Origin of the sequence: Rhodovibrio sodomensis (assembly GCF_016583645.1) — a bacterium.
Taxonomy (GTDB): Bacteria; Pseudomonadota; Alphaproteobacteria; order Kiloniellales; family Rhodovibrionaceae; genus Rhodovibrio; species Rhodovibrio sodomensis.
In genome coordinates, this window is record NZ_NRRL01000006.1 from 62,715 (window position 1) to 79,471 (window position 16,757).

General features: G+C 67.5%; 15 protein-coding genes and 1 pseudogene. 11 read left to right on the forward strand and 5 right to left on the reverse strand.

Features of this window, described 5'->3' with window-relative positions:
- Positions 1 to 56: 56 nt before the first annotated feature.
- Entirely contained in the window at positions 57 to 254 is a 198-nt protein-coding gene (locus CKO28_RS04975) for a hypothetical protein (protein ID WP_200339429.1), read from the reverse strand.
- Between the two features lie 976 nt (positions 255 to 1,230).
- Between CKO28_RS04975 and CKO28_RS04980 the strand changes: the two genes are divergently transcribed.
- From CKO28_RS04980 to CKO28_RS05000, 5 genes and pseudogenes are all read left to right on the forward strand, one after another.
- Positions 1,231 to 2,304 (forward strand): pentapeptide repeat-containing protein, encoded by a 1,074-nt coding sequence (locus CKO28_RS04980; protein ID WP_200339430.1) that lies wholly within the window; start codon positions 1,231 to 1,233, stop codon positions 2,302 to 2,304.
- A gap of 158 nt (positions 2,305 to 2,462) precedes the next feature.
- A complete protein-coding gene (locus tag CKO28_RS04985) occupies positions 2,463 to 3,146 on the forward strand; it encodes a P-loop NTPase family protein (RefSeq protein ID WP_200339431.1) in 684 nt (227 codons plus the stop codon).
- Positions 3,147 to 3,314: 168 nt separating this feature from the next.
- Positions 3,315 to 5,474 (forward strand): annotated as a pseudogene (gene dnaE / locus CKO28_RS04990) (DNA polymerase III subunit alpha); the annotation flags it as partial.
- Between the two features lie 215 nt (positions 5,475 to 5,689).
- Entirely contained in the window at positions 5,690 to 5,986 is a 297-nt protein-coding gene (locus tag CKO28_RS04995; protein ID WP_200339433.1) for a hypothetical protein, read from the forward strand.
- Positions 5,987 to 6,116: 130 nt separating this feature from the next.
- The gene (locus tag CKO28_RS05000; protein WP_200339434.1) at positions 6,117 to 7,214 is read left to right on the forward strand and encodes a helix-hairpin-helix domain-containing protein; all 1,098 of its coding nucleotides are present in this window, start codon (positions 6,117 to 6,119) and stop codon (positions 7,212 to 7,214) included.
- 189 nt (positions 7,215 to 7,403) lie between these two features.
- Here CKO28_RS05000 and CKO28_RS05005 read toward each other — a convergent pair whose 3' ends face one another.
- The gene (locus tag CKO28_RS05005; RefSeq protein WP_200339435.1) at positions 7,404 to 9,512 is read right to left on the reverse strand and encodes a DEAD/DEAH box helicase; all 2,109 of its coding nucleotides are present in this window, start codon (positions 9,510 to 9,512) and stop codon (positions 7,404 to 7,406) included.
- A gap of 210 nt (positions 9,513 to 9,722) precedes the next feature.
- On the opposite strand from CKO28_RS05005, the gene CKO28_RS05010 reads away from it, so the two are divergent.
- The 6 genes from CKO28_RS05010 (at position 9,723) to CKO28_RS05035 (ending at position 14,073) form a co-directional block, all read left to right on the forward strand.
- The gene (locus CKO28_RS05010) at positions 9,723 to 10,454 is read left to right on the forward strand and encodes a DUF2958 domain-containing protein (protein WP_200339436.1); all 732 of its coding nucleotides are present in this window, start codon (positions 9,723 to 9,725) and stop codon (positions 10,452 to 10,454) included.
- Positions 10,455 to 10,518: 64 nt separating this feature from the next.
- The gene (locus CKO28_RS05015; protein WP_200339437.1) at positions 10,519 to 10,845 is read left to right on the forward strand and encodes a DUF805 domain-containing protein; all 327 of its coding nucleotides are present in this window, start codon (positions 10,519 to 10,521) and stop codon (positions 10,843 to 10,845) included.
- A gap of 109 nt (positions 10,846 to 10,954) precedes the next feature.
- Positions 10,955 to 12,271, forward strand: coding sequence for a DNA cytosine methyltransferase (locus CKO28_RS05020; RefSeq protein WP_200339438.1), 1,317 nt, complete (start codon positions 10,955 to 10,957; stop codon positions 12,269 to 12,271).
- 62 nt (positions 12,272 to 12,333) lie between these two features.
- Positions 12,334 to 12,789 (forward strand): hypothetical protein, encoded by a 456-nt coding sequence (locus tag CKO28_RS05025; RefSeq protein ID WP_200339439.1) that lies wholly within the window; start codon positions 12,334 to 12,336, stop codon positions 12,787 to 12,789.
- 110 nt (positions 12,790 to 12,899) lie between these two features.
- The gene (locus tag CKO28_RS05030) at positions 12,900 to 13,253 is read left to right on the forward strand and encodes a hypothetical protein (RefSeq protein ID WP_200339440.1); all 354 of its coding nucleotides are present in this window, start codon (positions 12,900 to 12,902) and stop codon (positions 13,251 to 13,253) included.
- 184 nt (positions 13,254 to 13,437) lie between these two features.
- Positions 13,438 to 14,073: a hypothetical protein gene (locus CKO28_RS05035; RefSeq protein WP_200339441.1), complete on the forward strand. Its 636-nt coding sequence runs from the start codon at positions 13,438 to 13,440 to the stop codon at positions 14,071 to 14,073.
- A gap of 138 nt (positions 14,074 to 14,211) precedes the next feature.
- Here CKO28_RS05035 and CKO28_RS05040 read toward each other — a convergent pair whose 3' ends face one another.
- The 3 genes from CKO28_RS05040 to CKO28_RS05050 form a co-directional block, all read right to left on the reverse strand.
- Positions 14,212 to 14,493: a recombinase family protein gene (locus CKO28_RS05040; protein WP_200339482.1), complete on the reverse strand. Its 282-nt coding sequence runs from the start codon at positions 14,491 to 14,493 to the stop codon at positions 14,212 to 14,214.
- Positions 14,494 to 14,653: 160 nt separating this feature from the next.
- Positions 14,654 to 14,947 (reverse strand): DUF2958 domain-containing protein, encoded by a 294-nt coding sequence (locus CKO28_RS05045; protein WP_200339442.1) that lies wholly within the window; start codon positions 14,945 to 14,947, stop codon positions 14,654 to 14,656.
- A 503-nt stretch (positions 14,948 to 15,450) separates the two neighbouring features.
- Entirely contained in the window at positions 15,451 to 16,755 is a 1,305-nt protein-coding gene (locus CKO28_RS05050) for a TRAP transporter large permease (protein ID WP_200339443.1), read from the reverse strand.
- Between the last annotated feature and the right edge of the window lie 2 nt (positions 16,756 to 16,757).

Here is a 16,757-nt window from a genome sequence, read left to right on the forward strand (position 1 = left end):
CAGAATCAGAAAGGCCGGGTTGCATCCCGGCCTTTCAAAAAATCCTTTGGCCACGCTTATTTCCCGCAGCCTGCGATCTCTTTCGTGTATTTCCCAGCGTTCTGGCCGATGTTCTTAGGCCCGTTGACGAGCCGATCCGCCCGGGCGCGCTTGATGCGCAACGCCAACTCTTCCTGGGATTGCGGAAGTCCGATTCCACGCCGCGCGGAGCTGGATAGCTCGGCCTGGCGCTTTTCTGCGGTTGCGGTGTTCACGGCTCATCTCCTTCCAGAGGTCGCCTAAGAGTATATAGGTTCGAGGAATGGCTTACAACAGAGAAGCCTTGCTCCTCGTAGCACGGGACAGTCGGTTCGATGGCATCCAACGCGACCGCGTAACTGGCGCCCAGCAGATAACCCCAGTCCACGAGGTTTCTGACCACAATAGGGATCACGTCCCCGCGAAACGGGTGCCGAGCGTCCGGCGGAAAGCTCTCGATATGATCAAGGCGCACCTCATGCCGGTTGTGGCTGACCCTCCCCACTGCGAGAGCGTGGAGTGATGTCATCTCCGCGCGGTTCCATAGCGCGATCTCAAACCGCGCCGGGTTTGTCCTGACACCCGGGCGGCCGAAGCGCAAATGGAACCATGACCACTCTCGGGTTTCAGGGTGGCGCTCTCCAGCAGGAAGCCTATCGACGGACCCTGCTGCCGCGCTGGTGATTGGAGTCAAAACCAACCCTGGGTAGGTCGCGCTGTAAACTTCCAGCGTCAGCTCGTACGACACTCTGCGCAACTCATCGTACCGACGCAAAGCCTCTTCGTATTGTGAATTTCGCGGCACGTGACTCGTCCCCAGACCGTAGGTTGGCTCACCTGCGATATGGGAGCGCTTTTTCAGTTCCGGCCCATTAACAGGACCTGCTGACAGATAAACTCGCGCTTCTCGCGCGTAAACCGTTGTCAGCAAGCCACGTCCCCAACGACCCTCATCGACCACGAGACGCAACACGCTTGAAGGTTTCAACGAACCACAACGTAAAGCCGCCGCACCCTAAAGCACAACATGTTGTGTGGCGGTTGTCTCGGTTCCTCGGTCGAACCTTTGTTTTGGTGATAAGTCCGAATTCGAAACGATTTTCGCCCCCGGTGACCGTTGTCACCGCGACAAATACGGTCCATGCCCAGACTCGAGGTAAGACTTCAAGAGAAAGCGCACCGCGCGACCCGACCCATGAAGGACACCTCGACATGACCGCTCACGCCGCGACATCCCGCTCCTCCCTGCGCCCGCTCTACCTGATCGAGGATGCGCGGCTCACCCAGGCCGCGGTCGCCCGCATCGCACGGGCGCACGCGAACTACCTGTCCGGGCGTCGCCAGGGTCGGCGCGCGGTTCTGCGCAACTGCGACCTCTCCGGCCTCGACCTCTCCCGGCTGTCGTTCGCGGGTGCCGAGCTGATCGGCTGTTCCTTCGCCGGCTGCGACCTTCAGGGCGTGGACTTCGCGCGTGCCAGTCTGTTCGGCAGCACGTTCGACGGTGCCGACATGACCGCCGCCCGCCTGACCGGCGCCGACCTGCGCGGTGCGGCCTTCGAGACGACCGCCAAGGCCGGGCAGGATGGCGCTGACGCACCGGTCATCATGCTGATCGACAGCGAGCGGATGACGGTCGGCAGCAGCTTCCAGAACGCCAAGCTCAAGAACACCGACTTCGCCAGCTGCCGTCTTCGCAAGGCCGACTTCACGGGTGCCAGCCTGCTGGGCGCGCGCTTCGAGCAGGCCGACCTGCGCGGCGCCCGCTTCGGCCGGGCGGTCCTGCGCGAGACCAGCTTCGCGGGCGCGCGCCTCGAGGGCGTCGACTTCTCCGCGGCGAAGGCCGACAGCCAGAGCTACACCAGCCTCGCCGCCCATGCGCTGAGCGCGCGCCCGCGGCCGCTGTCCAGCGTTACCACGCTGAACGAGCTGATCGAGCTGCACCAACTCTGGGTCGACAGCGAGGGACGCGAAGGTCAGCAGGCCCGCCTGTCGGGTCAGGACCTGCGCGGCGTCCGGCTTGCCGGCCGCGACCTGTCCGCAGCGGACCTCGCGAGTTGCGATCTGCGTGGCGCGGATCTCTCCGGAACCAGCCTTGCGGCCGCGAGCCTGATGGGCGCCCAGCTCGACGGGGCGCGCCTGCACAACTGCGACCTGCGCGGCGCACACCTCAGCGCGGCGAGCACCGCGGGCGCCAGTTTCGACAACGTCCGCTCCGGCGAGCTCGCCCGTACCGGCCTCGCCACGGTCATGCCGGCGATCACGGAGGCGCCCGCCCTCGCCGCCTAGCTTTTGACACCGGGCGGATTTGGCTTGTAGGAGCGCGTCGCATCACCAGGGCACTTCGCATCACCGCCATGCACCCGCGATACCTGCCGCCGCAACCGGGCGGCCTACGCCGCTGGCTCACCGGCGGCGCGCGCATTGCCGCTGCGAGCGCGCCGGGCATGCTCGTCGTCGCCGGCTTGCTGTACGCCGCCGGCGTCGCGCTCTATCAAGCGCTGGCCGGCCTCGGACCGGCCGGCCAGGTGGTCGCCGAAAGCGTTGTCATCTACGCGGCTGCCGTGCTCTTGCCCTGGTGGTCGGCGGGCCTGAGCGAGCAGGTGGCTGAAGGCCGGCTGTTCGCGCTGCTTCCTGCCCGGCTGCCGGCCCCGCGCGCCCTCCTTCCCATGTCCCTGTGGGCCCTGCTTCTTCCCACGATCTGGACGGGCTTCGGATCGATGATCCTGACCCAGCCCCACGATCCCGATCTGTTCGCGCCGCGACCTCTGATCGACATCGCCCGGGCAGTGGGTTTTTCAGCATCGATCGCCGGCAGCCTGACGGCGCTCGATCGGCTGCGCCTTTCGCGCACCGCACTCTCCGGGAACGACGAACCCACAGCAGCCCTGGACAGCACCAGCCAGGCCACCCTGGCGCGCCACGGCCGGTCCCTCCAGAACATCTTCCTGCTGATTCTGATCGTCGCTCACGCGATGTCGGCGGCCATCCCGTTCGGACCGCTGGTCGTCCTCGCCGGCCTGCCATGGGCGGCGGCCAGCTGTCACCTCGCGGTGGTGGAAATGAAGACCGGCACGCCCTACCGCGCGCAGGCGCCGGCCAGCGCGGCCGCCGCCCAAGGTAACGGCTGAGCGCGCGGCTGCCCGCCTAACGGCGGCCAGCCGTGTGCGCACAACCCCAAATCCCAAGAAGTGAAACAGACGACGGGGCGCCCGCGCGCCGCCGGCGGTCTCCTGCGTGTTCGCAGAGAAGACCGCCGGCCGCGCCCGGCCGATAGACCCGTCTGAGGGAGATGAGACATGGCTGACGCCACCTTCGTGCACCTGCGCGTCCACACGGCGCATTCCCTGGCCGAGGGCGCGATCAAGATGAAGGACCTCGGCAAAAGATGCGCCGAGCTCGGCATGCCCGCGGTGGCGATGACGGACAGCTGCACGCTCTCCGGCGCGATGGACTTCACGAAGAGTGTGTCCGGCGCCGGCGTGCAGCCGATCGTCGGAGCGCAACTGCTGCTGCGCCACCCAGGTCTGGAATCCGGAGACGAGCTGTCGAAAATCGTTCTCCTCGCCAAGGACGGCGAGGGTTACGCCAACCTGATCCAGCTGGTCTCCCACGGCTATATCGCCACCGACGACGGCCACAACCCGGCCGTCGACCTGAAGCAGCTGAAAGAGCTGTCGGCCGGCTTGATCGCGCTCACCGGCGGCCCGGAAGGTCCGGTCGACAAGGCGCTGGCCGCTGGCGCGCCGGAGCGCGCCCGCCAGCGGCTGCAGGCGTTCGCACGGATTTTCGGCGACCGCGCCTACTGCGAGCTGCAGCGCGATGAGCCGGGCGTGCCGGGACCCGTCGAGGCCGAGCTGATCCAGCTCGCCGACACGCTGGAAATGCCGCTCGTGGCGACCAACGACGCCTACTTCCTGACCCGTGACATGCACGCCGCGCACGACGTGCTGCTGTGCATCTCGGAAGGCGCCTACGTCGCCACCGAGACCCGGCGGCGGGTCAGTCCGGAGCGCTATCTCAAGAGCCCCGAGGAGATGGTCGAGCTGTTCGCCGACCTGCCCGACGCGGTCGACAATACGGTCGAGATCGCGCGGCGCTGCGCTGTCGCGTTCGAGACCGCCAAGCCGATTCTGCCGGCCTACCCGGACCTTGCCGAGGGCAAGACGGAAGCTCAGGAGCTGCGCGATCAGGCCCACGCCGGGCTGCATAAGCGCTTCGTGATCCTGGAGACCCCGGAGGAGCGCAAGGCGGACTACCGCAAGCGCCTCGACTTTGAGCTCGACGTGATCGAGCGGATGGGCTTTCCCGGCTACTTCCTGATCGTTGCGGACTTCATCCAATGGGCGAAGGACCGCGGGATCTCGGTCGGGCCCGGACGCGGCTCGGGCGCGGGCTCGCTCGTGGCCTACGCGATGAGCATCACCGACCTCGATCCGTTGCGCTACGGTCTGCTGTTCGAGCGGTTCCTCAACCCCGACCGCGTCTCGATGCCGGACTTCGACGTCGACTTCTGCCAGGAGCGCCGCGACGAGGTGATCGACTATGTCCGCGAGCGCTACGGCGACGAGCGGGTCATCCAGATCGGCACGTTCGGCAAGCTACAGGCGCGCGCCGCGGTGCGCGACGTCGGCCGGGTGCTGCAGCTCCCCTACCCGGTCGTCGACCGTTACTCCAAACTGATCCCGAACAACCCGGCCAATCCAACCACCCTGCCAGAGGCGCTGGAACTCGACGAGGTAAAGGAAGCACTGGCCCAGGCAGATCACGACGTCCGCCGGATGTTCGAGATCGCCGTCCAACTCGAGGGCCTGTACCGCCACGCCTCCACCCACGCCGCGGGCGTGGTCATCGCCGATCGGCCGGTCGCCGAGATCGTCCCGGTGATGCGCGATAAGGAAGGTAAGCTCGCGACCAACTGCGACATGAAGGCGGTCGAGAGCGCGGGACTGGTGAAGTTCGACTTCCTGGGCCTGAAGACGCTCGACGTCATCGAGGGCGCCCGGGAAATGGTCGCGGAGGCGCACGCCAAGCCTGACTTCGACCGGATCGGCGTCGACGACGCCCCGACCTACGCCATGCTGCAGGGGGCCGAGAGCTTCGGCGTCTTCCAGCTGGAAAGCGACGGGATGCGCGCTGCGATGCGGGGCATCAAGCCGTCGACGATCGACGACCTGGTCGCGCTTGTCTCGCTGTATCGACCGGGGCCGATGGAGAACATCCCCGTCTATGCGGCGGTGAAGCACGGCGAGCAGGACCCGGACTACATGCATCCGCTGCTCGCCGACCTGCTGCGCGAGACCTTCGGCATCATGGTCTACCAGGAGCAGGTCATGGAGCTCGCGCGGATCCTGGCGGGCTACTCGCTCGGCCAGGCCGACCTCCTGCGCCGTGCCATGGGCAAGAAGATCGCCGCCGAGATGGACGCCCAGTTCGCCGTCTTCACCGAAGGCGCCCAGAAGGGCTGGGCCGATGTCGAGCTCGAGGACGGCCGAACGGTCCGCCTGCACCGGGCGACCAAGTACCCCGCCGCCGATGGCAACAGCTACACCGTCGACGAGGCAGCCGAAGCCGACGTCGAGCTCGCGATCTAAGCCTGGGCCAGATCGAGTGCGCGTGGCCGGTCTGGGCACACCGGACCGGCCACGCGCCCCTCAACAGGACACACAATGCGATGAAGAATCCCGGCAAGCCTGTCCGGAACCCGACGGCTCATGGTGCGGAAATCTCATACCGCCACGGCGACCGGATCGTCCGCACCCGCGCGATCGTCGCGGCCGCGTCCCGCGCCAATGCCGCGGCGGCCCTCGCGGTCAGCGAGAAACGCCTTCTGCCGGCACGCGACCTGAGCCCGGAGGAGATCAGCCTGGCGCTGCACCGGCCCGGCCTCGTTCACGCCCTGCTGGACGGGACCTGGGAGGTCATCCGTGACTTCTCGGACCTTCAGACGGCGGATACCAGATCCGCGTAGAACCAGCCCGGCCCGGCCGGCACCACATCCCTGCCAGGTAAGCCAGTTGTAACGCGTGCCTGGCCCGGTAGCCCGGCGATCTTGATGGACGCCGGCCCACCGGGCCAACCAGCCGCGAAGGACGAGAGAGATGCCCAAGATCGCCAAGATCACCGAGTTGCCGGAGACGCAACTCTCGCCCGAGCACGCCCAGATGATCTGGGACCGGGTCAACAAGTTCGCCGCATACGGCTTCAACAAGTCCCACGCGGCGGCTTACGCGGTGATCGCTTTCCGGACCGCCTATCTGAAGCGGCACTATCCCTACGAGTTCTACGCCGCCAGCATGAACCTCGACCTCGACAAGCGGGAGAAGCTCGCCGAGTTCAACCGGGAGTGCCAGCGCGAGGGGCTGAAGGTGCTGCCGCCCAACGTGAATACCTCGCAGGCGACCTTCTCGGTGCGCCGGCGCCAGGACGGCACCGCGGATGCGATCCGCTGGGCGCTCGCGGCGATCGGCGGCGTCGGCGTCGCGGCGATGCGCGGGGTGATCGCGGAGCGCGACGCCAAGGGCCGCTTCACCTCCTTCGAGGAGTTCGTCCGGCGTACGATCGCCTGGTGCAACAAGAAGTGCTACGAGAACCTGATCCTGGCCGGCGCCTGCGATGACCTGAAGCTGAGCCGCAAGGCGATGCTCCACGCCCTCGAGACGGTCATCAAGTGCGCCCAGACCGAGGCGAAGGAGGCTGAAAGCCCGCAAGCCTCGCTGTTCGGCGATGCCCTTCCGGCGCAGACCCGCTCGACCGTCAAGGACCTGCCGGAGATGCCCCGCCTGGAGCTCCTGGAGAAGGAGTTCGCCGCGCTTGGTGTCTACGTCAGCGGCCACCCGATCGACTCCGTACGGGGCGCCATCGCGAGGACGCAGGCGAAGTCGATCGCCGAAGTCCTGTCTCCCCGGTTCACCTGGCGCACCGCCAAAGTCGGGGTGCTCGCGCTCAAGGTCGAAAGCCGGATGACCCGCAAGCAGGAACAGATGGGCATCGTCATGATGTCGGATCCGACCGGCATGTACGAGGCCGTGGTCTTCCCGGACGACTTCCGTCGCCTGCGCCAAACCCTCAAGCAGGGCGAGGCCTACATTCTGACGCTGGGCGTCAGCGAGCGCGACGGTCAGCGCAGCTTCTCTGTCCGCGATGCCGAGCCGCTCAAGCTGGAGGCGCTGACGCCCGCCCTCGGTCAGGTCGCCTGACGCGCCTACCGGCCGGCGCCGCGGCTCCGTGGCTTCGCAGGCGGCGATGCCTGCTCGACCCCCGGATACTGTGCTGGCGGCGCCGGCTGGTTGTCCGCGCCGTCGGCATCGGGTTCGTCGGATGCATCGGACGTATCCGCGTCATCATGGGGCCGGGCGTCGCGCCGTTTCGCGTTCAAATCGTCGCGCTCAGCGTTGCAACTCCTTCTCCCGCACGACCTGGGTCGGCTTCGCCAATGCTTGCAGGCTCCGTGCCACGTTGTCGAGCGAGACCGTGCTCTGGCGCTCCAGCTGCTCGCACCCGCTGCGGATGATCGCACTTGCCTTCGCGGCCGCGTCGTTGAGGCCGCGGCGCAGTCTGGCCGGATCGGTTGACGCCGCGAGATCGCTCAAATGGCTGGCGCCGCCGATGCATCGCTGACGCAGCTCCTGATTTTCGCGCGCCGCCTCGCCCAAGGTCCGTAGCGCCACGCTCGTCAGATGCGCCCGCTCGCGCGCGCACTCCTCCGGGGTCCCTGCGAGCGAATCGATATGCCGGCTGAGCGCGCTGATACGGCCGTGACTGCCGGTGCGCTTGGCCTCCTGGATCGCCTCGCGCAGGAACTGCTCACGGCCCTGGCGACTCTCGAGCCCGGCCGGCATGCCGTCCCAGGGCGACTGCCGCGGAGACTGACCGAGGTCGCCCTTGACATAGAGGTCGAGAGCGCCGCGCCCCTGATCGAAGTCGGTACGCGCGATCTCATCCCGACCGCCGGCCAATCCGGGCCGACGCACCGCGTGCCAGCCGAAATTGTCGTCGATCTCCGCACGCGTTAGCGCCGCCACCTCGCTCGGCAGCCAGGCAAGACCGCTGTCCGGCGCTTTGAGGCGCTCGAACCGGCGGGCCGCCTGTTTTGTTCCGGAACCCATCTGACGCTGCGCCGCGAACAGACGGAGGCCGCCGGCCGGATCCGCTACGGCCGCGAAGGTGTGGGTGGTGGATGCGAAGACGCTGTAGCCGGCCGCCTTGTCCGGCGTGCTCCAGACCTCGGGCAGCACCATGCGTGCCTCGAAGTCATCCCGTCCGGCACCCTCGAGCGCCCGGGACTCGCTCTGAGTGTCGATCTGATCCTCAAGACGGCCGAGGTCATAGGCGCCGGCGCCGAAGTCCAGGAACAGCATCTCCCGCTTGGCCGTGCGATCGCAGGCGCGCATACCGCGTCCGCCAATCTGGGCATAGGTCGCGCGGGTTGGCTTGCCCCGGCAGCATGCCACCGCCTCCACTTCGGTCACGTCGAGACCCTCGGTCACCATGTCGACGGCGGCGACGACGCGCAGGCTGCCGTTCGGATCCTGGAACTCCGCGAGTTCCTGATCGGCGCGCTTGTTGCGCCGATGGACCTGACCGAGACGCAGCGGTTGAGCGAACTCGTAGCGCGCGTTCGCGCGCTCGAACGCCTTCGCGAGCTGCTCGACCTCCTTGATCTGGTCGAAGAAGAAGATCGTCTTCTTGGAGCCGGCCTGCTTCAGCCACTGATCCACCATCTGATCGTAGGTCGCCTCGTTCCAGCTCGACTTGACCTTGGTGCCGATGTCGCCCGGAAGCTCGGTGCGGTTATTGGCCTTTCGGTTCGTCGCGACGATCTCGCTGGTACGCTTGCCGTTACCGCCCTTGAGGTCGACCATGACCGTCCGGGGCCGAACGATGCGCCCCGTGTCGAGCACTTCCTGGTAGGTCACGACAGCAGCCGGCGCCTCGACCAGCTCGCGATCCATTTCACCGGTCTCACGGAAAGGCGTCGCGGTTGCGGCAAGCACGCACGCGTCGGGAACCTTCTTCCGCACCGCGTCGATCACCTGGCGATAGTGGCTGGTCTGACCATTGGCTTTCCGCTCGTAGGCGTGATGCCCTTCATCGATCGCGATCAGATCGTAGCCGTCGAGCTTGTCGGCATGCTTCGCCGCCGTCTGAACCATGGCGACGACGATGTCTGCGTTCTGCTGTATCCCGCCCATTGGCTCCGGGGCGACTTGGCCGAGCTTACGGTCCGTCCACTTCGAGAGCTCGGCCGGCCTCCCGTCCTTGCCGTGCAGCATCTGCTGGAACAGCGTGCGCGAGTGGGTCAGGAGGAGCACCTTGGGTTGCTCGCGCCGCGCGCCCGTCGCCTTCCGGAAGTCGATGAAGGTCTCCGAGACCGAAGCCAGGATGCCTGTCTTGCCGCCGCCTGTCGGCACCACGACGACACTCGACATGCTCTCACGCAGATGGGCCAGGCTGGCTAGGGTCGTCCTGCGCTGGAAGTGCAGCTGTTTCGGCATCGACGGGCTCCGGGGCCGAGAAACGGGGATGGGCAGAAGCCCACACATTCTGGAGATATTGCCGCCCGCGCGGTGCGCTAGCAGGCCGGCGTCCTTATCGGCGCATTTGCTGGCACGCGCCGAAAGGCCGCCGGCATCACCGCGTCCTTGAACCCATTTTCTCCTGAGCACACCCTGGGCCTTCCAGACCCGCCAACGAGGACCATCAGGATGCTGAACCGGATCTTCACGCCGGACCAGATCAACCGCCTACGCGCCAACGGCGAGGAGGACTACTACGGCAACCACTCGCCCGTGGCGCTGCTCCGCAATCCCTTCGGACCCGGGGTGTGGCTGTTCACCGCGCTGTGGCTCGGCAGCGACGAGCGACTGTGGGCGCTTGCCGATCTCGGTGCGGGCGAGCCCGACACCGGCGACGTCGAGCTCAGCAAGCTCGCGGAGTACTTCACCGACCTCGGCTACCTGCCGGAGAGCGAGCCAGACTTTGATCCCGGACTGCGCCCGCTGTCGCAGTTCCTGCACCAGGGCAAGCGCGACGGCGCAGTGCGCCCGCACGAGGTTCTGCAGGAGCCCGAGTGGACCTTCGAGCCCCGGCTCAACGACGACCACATCTGGCGGGACATGGAGATCGAGGGCCCGCAGGGGCGCCAGACGGCCACCGTCCTGGCGCTGTACTATCTCGTCGAGGAGGGGGCGCCCCTCAACATGCTGCTGCTCTGCCGCAGCCCGGAAGGACGGATCGAGCTCTACGAGCACGCGGCCGACGGCCTGCATTACCGCGGCGAGCCGGACGCGGGCGAGCTGGCCCGACTGCACCAGGTCCAGCCGGACCAAACAGGCATCCTCGACGGCCGCGCGGTCAGCCGGAGCGACGACGACGATCTGTCCGACTACGTGCGCTTCAATACGCTCCAGACTTCGGGGCGCGCCAACCTCGATTAGCCACTCCCATCTCCCGGGGACCACCGGCGGCCGCCGGCCCAACCCTGTCTCCTGGAGATATGACATGAACCGGATGTTCACGATCGAGGGCCGGCGCGGCCGCCTCTCCTATTTCGGCGCGAGTCTGCTGCTCCTGGTTGTCCAGATCGGTCTGGCGATGCTGCTCTACACTGTCACCCAGACCCACGAGAGCACCTATCTGGCCGGCCTCCTGATGCTCTACCCCAGCGTGTGCATCACCGCCCAGCGCCTGCACGACATCGGCGTCAGCGCCTGGTGGTACCTGCTCTTCTTCGTCCCGATCGCCAACATCCTGTTCGGGATCGCAATTCTGTTCTGGCCGGGTCAGCGCGAGGCGAACGACTACGGCCCCAGTCTGGCAACCGCCTGATCGCCAGCCGCAAACCGCCATTGCCGCGATCCGAGGGCGCCGCGCCTTCCAGCCGGCGCCCCTTTCGCGTCGGCTGCCCTTCTCGTAAAAACCACAGGGATCAGTACTCATGACCGTGACCTCCCCCCGGCGCGGCGTCTTCGCCGACCTCTTCTGCGGCGGCGGCGGCCTCAGCTACGGCGCCGAGCAGGGCGGCTTCGACTGCGCGCTCGCCGCCGATATCGAGCCCCAGCACGTCGGCGTGCATCACTACAACATGCCCTACGGCGCCGGCGTGGTCACCGACCTGGGCCAGGCAACCGGCGACGACCTGCGCCGGGGCGCGCTGCGTGCGACCGACATCGACCTGATCGGTCTCGGCCGGAACCCGGAGATGCTGACCAAGCTCACGGCCGTCTTCGGCGGACCGCCGTGCCAGGGCCTGTCCAACATGGGCCGCAAGGATCCCTCGGACATCCGCAATGACCTGGTCGACCACTTCCTTCGCCTGGTCGGCGAGCTCCAGCCCCGCTACGCGGTGATGGAGAACGTCCCGGGCCTGCTGGAGGCGCGCAACCGTCCGGTCCTCGACGGGCTGCTCGAGCGGGCGCATCAGATCGGCTTCAACGTCGTGACACCGATCCGCACCCTGCGTGCCATCGACTTCGGCGTACCGCAGACGCGCGAACGCATCATCATCATGCTCTACCGCCGGGGCGAGAACGCCCCCGCCTATCCGGAGCCGACCCACGCCGTCGACCCCAACGGCAGCGATCTCTTTCTCAGGCGCACTCCGACTGTCGCCGAAGCGCTGGATGACCTGCCCGACGCCGACCTGTTCGAGGCGCTCCTCACCAGCGACGAGGTCCGGCTCGACGGCTTCGACCCCGGTTACATCTCAAGCTACGCCCTCGGCCTGAAGGGGTTAGCGAACGACGTCGACGATCTCTCCTACCCGCGCCTCTGGGACCCGCAACTGCTCACCTGCTCGATGCGCACGCGCCACAGCGACAAGACGCGCGGCATCTACGAGCGGACCCCGCCGGGCAAATCCGCTGGCGAGGGGCACAACCTGCCGCGTCTGCACCCGGACCGCTACAGCCCGACCCTGCGTGCGGGCTCGGTCGGGGGCACTTACGACGGCCGCCGGGTGTCGGGGCATACCGCGCCGCGCCCGATCCACCACCGGCTGCCGCGGGTGATCACGGTACGTGAGGGGATGCGCCTGCACAGCTATCCCGATCATGTCCGTTTGCACGCGACCAAGTTCCAGGGCTTCCGCGAGCTCGGCAACAGCGTGCCGCCCCTGCTGGCCCGCGCGATCGCGCATCAGATCCGCATCGCCGCAGGACTGGCGCCGGAGAAGCCGACCGACGCGCTGGCCCCCGGCAACCCCGAGCTGCTGCTCGCCGAGCCGCGCGCCGCGCACGCTCTCCTCGCCGCCTGAGCGCTCCCGGCACGCCGGCATTCCGCCGGCGTGCCGCCCCTTTTCCCGTGAGGTCCCGTTTCGTGAATGAGCCCTATCCAGCGCACCTGATCCGTGACGACCTTATCGGCGTGCACGCCAGCCTGCTGGCGCTCGCCGTGCTGGATATGCCGGACCCGCTGATCGCCGAGGATCTGCTCGCCTGGATCGGCGGGAGCCCGGAGGACGCCCCCGACGGCAGCCCCGCGGGCGCGGCCCGCCTTCGGCTCGCCTCGATCCAGTCCGGAGCGCGGCAATTCGTCGACTACGACCGGATCGCCCGCGATCACCCGGAAACCGACTGTCCCGCACTCACGAGCACGCTCCTGACCGTCCTCGGATCGGGCAGGTCCGGCGGGCTGACGCCGCTGCCGCCCGCGCTGATCGCGGGCAAGCTGCTTGAAGCGCGCGCTCACGCGGCGTTCCCGCCCCGCCTGCGCCCGGCGCTGACGTTTGTGGTGACCTGCCTCCTTGCCCCACACGACGGCCCCCGTACCTGATCCGTTCACGCCGTCTTCATCTTCGCCACCCTATAAGACCCCTCATCAACGCTCGCGAGTACCGGATCATGCGATATCGAGAAAAGCGCGCCCGCACGCTCCCCGCGCCCGTGGCCGCCGACATCCGGCGCATCGCCCGCGCGCTGAGGGCGCATCAGCCGATCCTGGATGCCACGCTGCTCCGGGCGCAACTCGGGCCCGGCGCAACCGCGGACCCTGCGGCGAAAGCAGCGCCGGATAGGGCGACCACCCCCGATGACCGCGGCCTCGATCTCGCGCGTCAGATCCTCTCCCTGCCGATCGAGGCGCCCGGTGATCCGCGCCGGCTGCGCAAGGCACGGCTGCTTGAGATGCTGGCCGACCTGCAGGACGAGGCGGTCCGTGGCACGGTGAAAGAGGCGACGCTGACAGCGATGTTCGACCAGCTGGCGGCGTCCGTCACGGAGCTCTCAAGCGGATCTTAGAAAGGGGTCGCGCACCCGCTTTTGGCGCCCTCGAGTGACGGCGGTCACGCGATTGGCGGGTGTTTTTACTTGCGGGTAACCGGCTCCGCTATAGTGTCAGGCTCAAGATAATGCCTTGGGAAGGGCAAGAGGCGCGGAATCGCGCACGCTGATCAGGAAAGGGCCGGGTCAACCGGCGAACACCATGATCAGCGACTTCGAGATCGTCATGCGGGCCCGCGACATCGCGGTCGACTCGCCAAGTACCTGGATCACCTTCACCCTCCTCGCGGGGCTGCTCGCGCTTGTGGGATGGAAGGTCGTGCCGCTTCTGGACGAGCAGGTGCGGCAGATCCATAACGCGCTGCGGCCGCGCCACTACATCAAGGCGGCGGCCGTCCGCAGGCAGGAGACTCAGCGCCGGAACGCCCAGTTGCTGGCCCCGGCCGCGCTGGGCGCGATGCTCGGCCTGCTGCACATCGCCGATCCGATCGCGGTGAGCATGCACCTCTCCAAGGAACTGGTGCGCGACTTCGGCGCCCTGACCTGGGCAGGCTGGGCGGTGCTCGCGCTGATGGCACCGATCGCCGTGAACCTCTTCCTGGTGTATCGTCACGCGGTCAAGTTGTTCGGTCCGGTCCTGGGAACGCTGGTCGCCCCGGCCCACCTGATCGTGGCGATGGCGTCGGTCGCCGCCGGCATGCTCGGCGCGCCCGTAGTTCTGATCGGCCTGGTGGTCTGCAAGCGCGGCCTCTACCTTCTCGCCCCGGTCCTGGTCTTCGGCGCGCTCTACAAGGACCTGCGCCGCACGGCGCGGCGCCTCGCCCCGGCCGCCGCCTAGCAGTCTGCGTCAGCTAGACCCACGGTGGCCCCGCCCGATTCCGGGCGGGGATTTACGCGACGGCTATCCGCATCAGCGCGTGAGTCTGAATGCGATGGACGCCTCGCAAAACGCAGAGAGGTTCTATGCCCGTCATGGCTATGTCGTCACGGGCCGGGGGCAGCACGTGCTGCGCTCGGGCCAGAAGATGGCCAGCAGGTGGGCGGTGGACCGGGCCAGCCGATCGAGCTTCGTCACGACCAACGTGTCGCCATCGCGGCAGTAGTCCAGCTCGAGCGCGAGTTGATCCCTGGCGGCAACATCGACGGACGAGACCTGCTCCTGGAAGACCTTCTCGCAGCCGGTCGCCTGGAGGTCTCGGACCTGCGCCTCGATGCTGGCCTGCTGGTCGAGGGTGGATGTGCGGGCGTAGCCGATCAGCGTTTCAGGTGATCTCCATCGATCTGTCTCGTACGGGTCTAAAAGGTGAGGCGACGGCGCGACTCAAAAGGCGCGAAGGACCTCAGTGAGTCATTTTCGGTTGGACGGAGAGACGACTCACGCGACCACGGCCTATTGAGACACCCCGGACATCAGACCGTCAGGCAACGATTCGCCCGCGCCGGCGTGCGTCATTGAGGTACGCGCTGAGCGGCCGGTCGGCGGTAAAGTCGACATCGACCACCACCGGCCAGGTGTCCGGCCCGAAGAAAAACTCGAGATCGCAGATCCGGACATAATCGGGCCGCGGCTCGCCGATCCCGAGGTCGCAGATGCCGAAAGCGAGGTCGTGGTCCGCCGGATCGAGCTCAGTCAGCAGCCAGACGGCCTCGGCGTCCGCCGTGAACAGCTTGACGACCGGATAGAAGGCGATCTCGTCGCCTGTGCGTGCCATGGCGTCAGCCGTTCGCGATGAGCCGCTCAGTCAACTGCGGCGACAGTAGCGGCCCGGCAAGTGTGCTCAGGTCGTGAGCGGTCCTCGCGCGTTCGCCCGGTGATGAGGTCGCGCGCCCTCCATAGGTGCCCACCGCGCTGTGCGCGACCCTGTCGGACGAAACCTGCAGTCGTAGTATACGGCGCTCCGAGCGCTCGCCAAAGCCGTGCTGACGGCGTAATTCCCTACGAGTGTCTTCGAGTGTGAACAACAGACCCCGCGCGCGGGCGGTTAAGCCGGGCAAGAATTTGCCCGATCGGGCCAAATCTTGTCCGGCCGGATGGGCGCGGATTCATCGTCTGCGCGGGCATGCCGGGCCCGGGCTGGACGCTGATGGGGGTCATGAGAGACGACCGTCGAACCGGCGCGCGCGGGTGGCGCGGACGGCGCGCGGCACGCCGATCCGCGCCGCGAGGCCAGCCTTCAGATCACAGAGCGTGGCAGCCGGGTTCGGACCCCGCGTCTCACAGCGCCTGGAAGGGCAGCCAGAGCACGAGCTCGGGGAACGCCACGAACAGCGCCAGGCCCAGGATCAGGACCACGACGAACGGGGCGGCCCCGCGCGTGACGTCTCCCAGACTGACGCTCTCGGGGGATATGCCCTTGATGACGAAAAGGTTCAGCCCGACGGGCGGGGTGATCACGGCCATCTCGCAGGCGATCGCCATGACGATCCCGAACCAGAGCGGATCGTAGCCCATGGCCTCGACCGACGGCAGCAGGATGGGGGTGGCGATCAAGATCACCGACACCACGTCCATGAACATTCCCATGACGATCAGCAGCGCGAAGATCCCGACCAGGATCACCGCCTCGGACAGACCGCTCTCGGTCACGAGCATCACCAGCTCCTGCGGCACGCGCAGGCGTGTGAGCAGGTAGCCGAACACCAGCGCGCTCGCCAGGATCGCCAGGATCATGCCTGTGTTGACCATCGTCTCCCGCAGGATCCGCCGCGTAGTCGCCAGGTCGAGCTTGCCGCGCAGCAGGGCGACAAGGAACGCCCCCAGGGAGCCGATCGCCGCCGCCTCCGTCGGGGTCGCGACACCGGTGTAGATGGTCCCGAGCACGGCCGCGATGAGAACGATCACGGGCCAGATGCGCCAGAGGGAGTCCCAGCGTTGCGCCCAGGTCACCGTGCGGTCGTCGACGCCCACCGCCTCGGGCCGGAAGCGGCCGACGACGAAGATCCACGCCATCATCATCAGCGCCAGGATCACGCCGGGGACGATCCCGGCGATGAACAGGAGCCCGACCGACTGGTTGGCGACCAGGCCGTACAGGATCAGGCCGACCGACGGCGGGATCAAAAGCGCCAGCCCGCCGGCCGAGGCGACGCAGCCGGTCGCGAGGCGACGGTCATAGCCGCGTTTGAGCATCTCCGGGATGGCGAACTTTCCGATCGTCGCCGCGCCGGCGACGGAGACCCCGCAAAGCGCCCCGAAAACAGCGCAGGCCGCGACACTCGCCATGCCGAGCGAGCCGCGCAGCCCGTGAAGCCACCGGCTGGTCGCCGTGTAGATCTCCGCGCCCAGCCCGCTCACGAAGATGATCTCGCCCATCAGTATGAACAGCGGCACCGCCACCAGGGTGAAGCCGCTCATCCGGTCGTAGATGACGCCCGGGATGGCGCCCAGGCCATCGACGCCCTGCAGCAGCAGGATGCCGGTCACGCTGGCCATCGCCAGCGCGCCGAACACCGGCATGCCGATCAGGAACAGCAGAAAAAGGGCGGCGAGGACGATGACCGTGATGGTGACCGGATCCATGG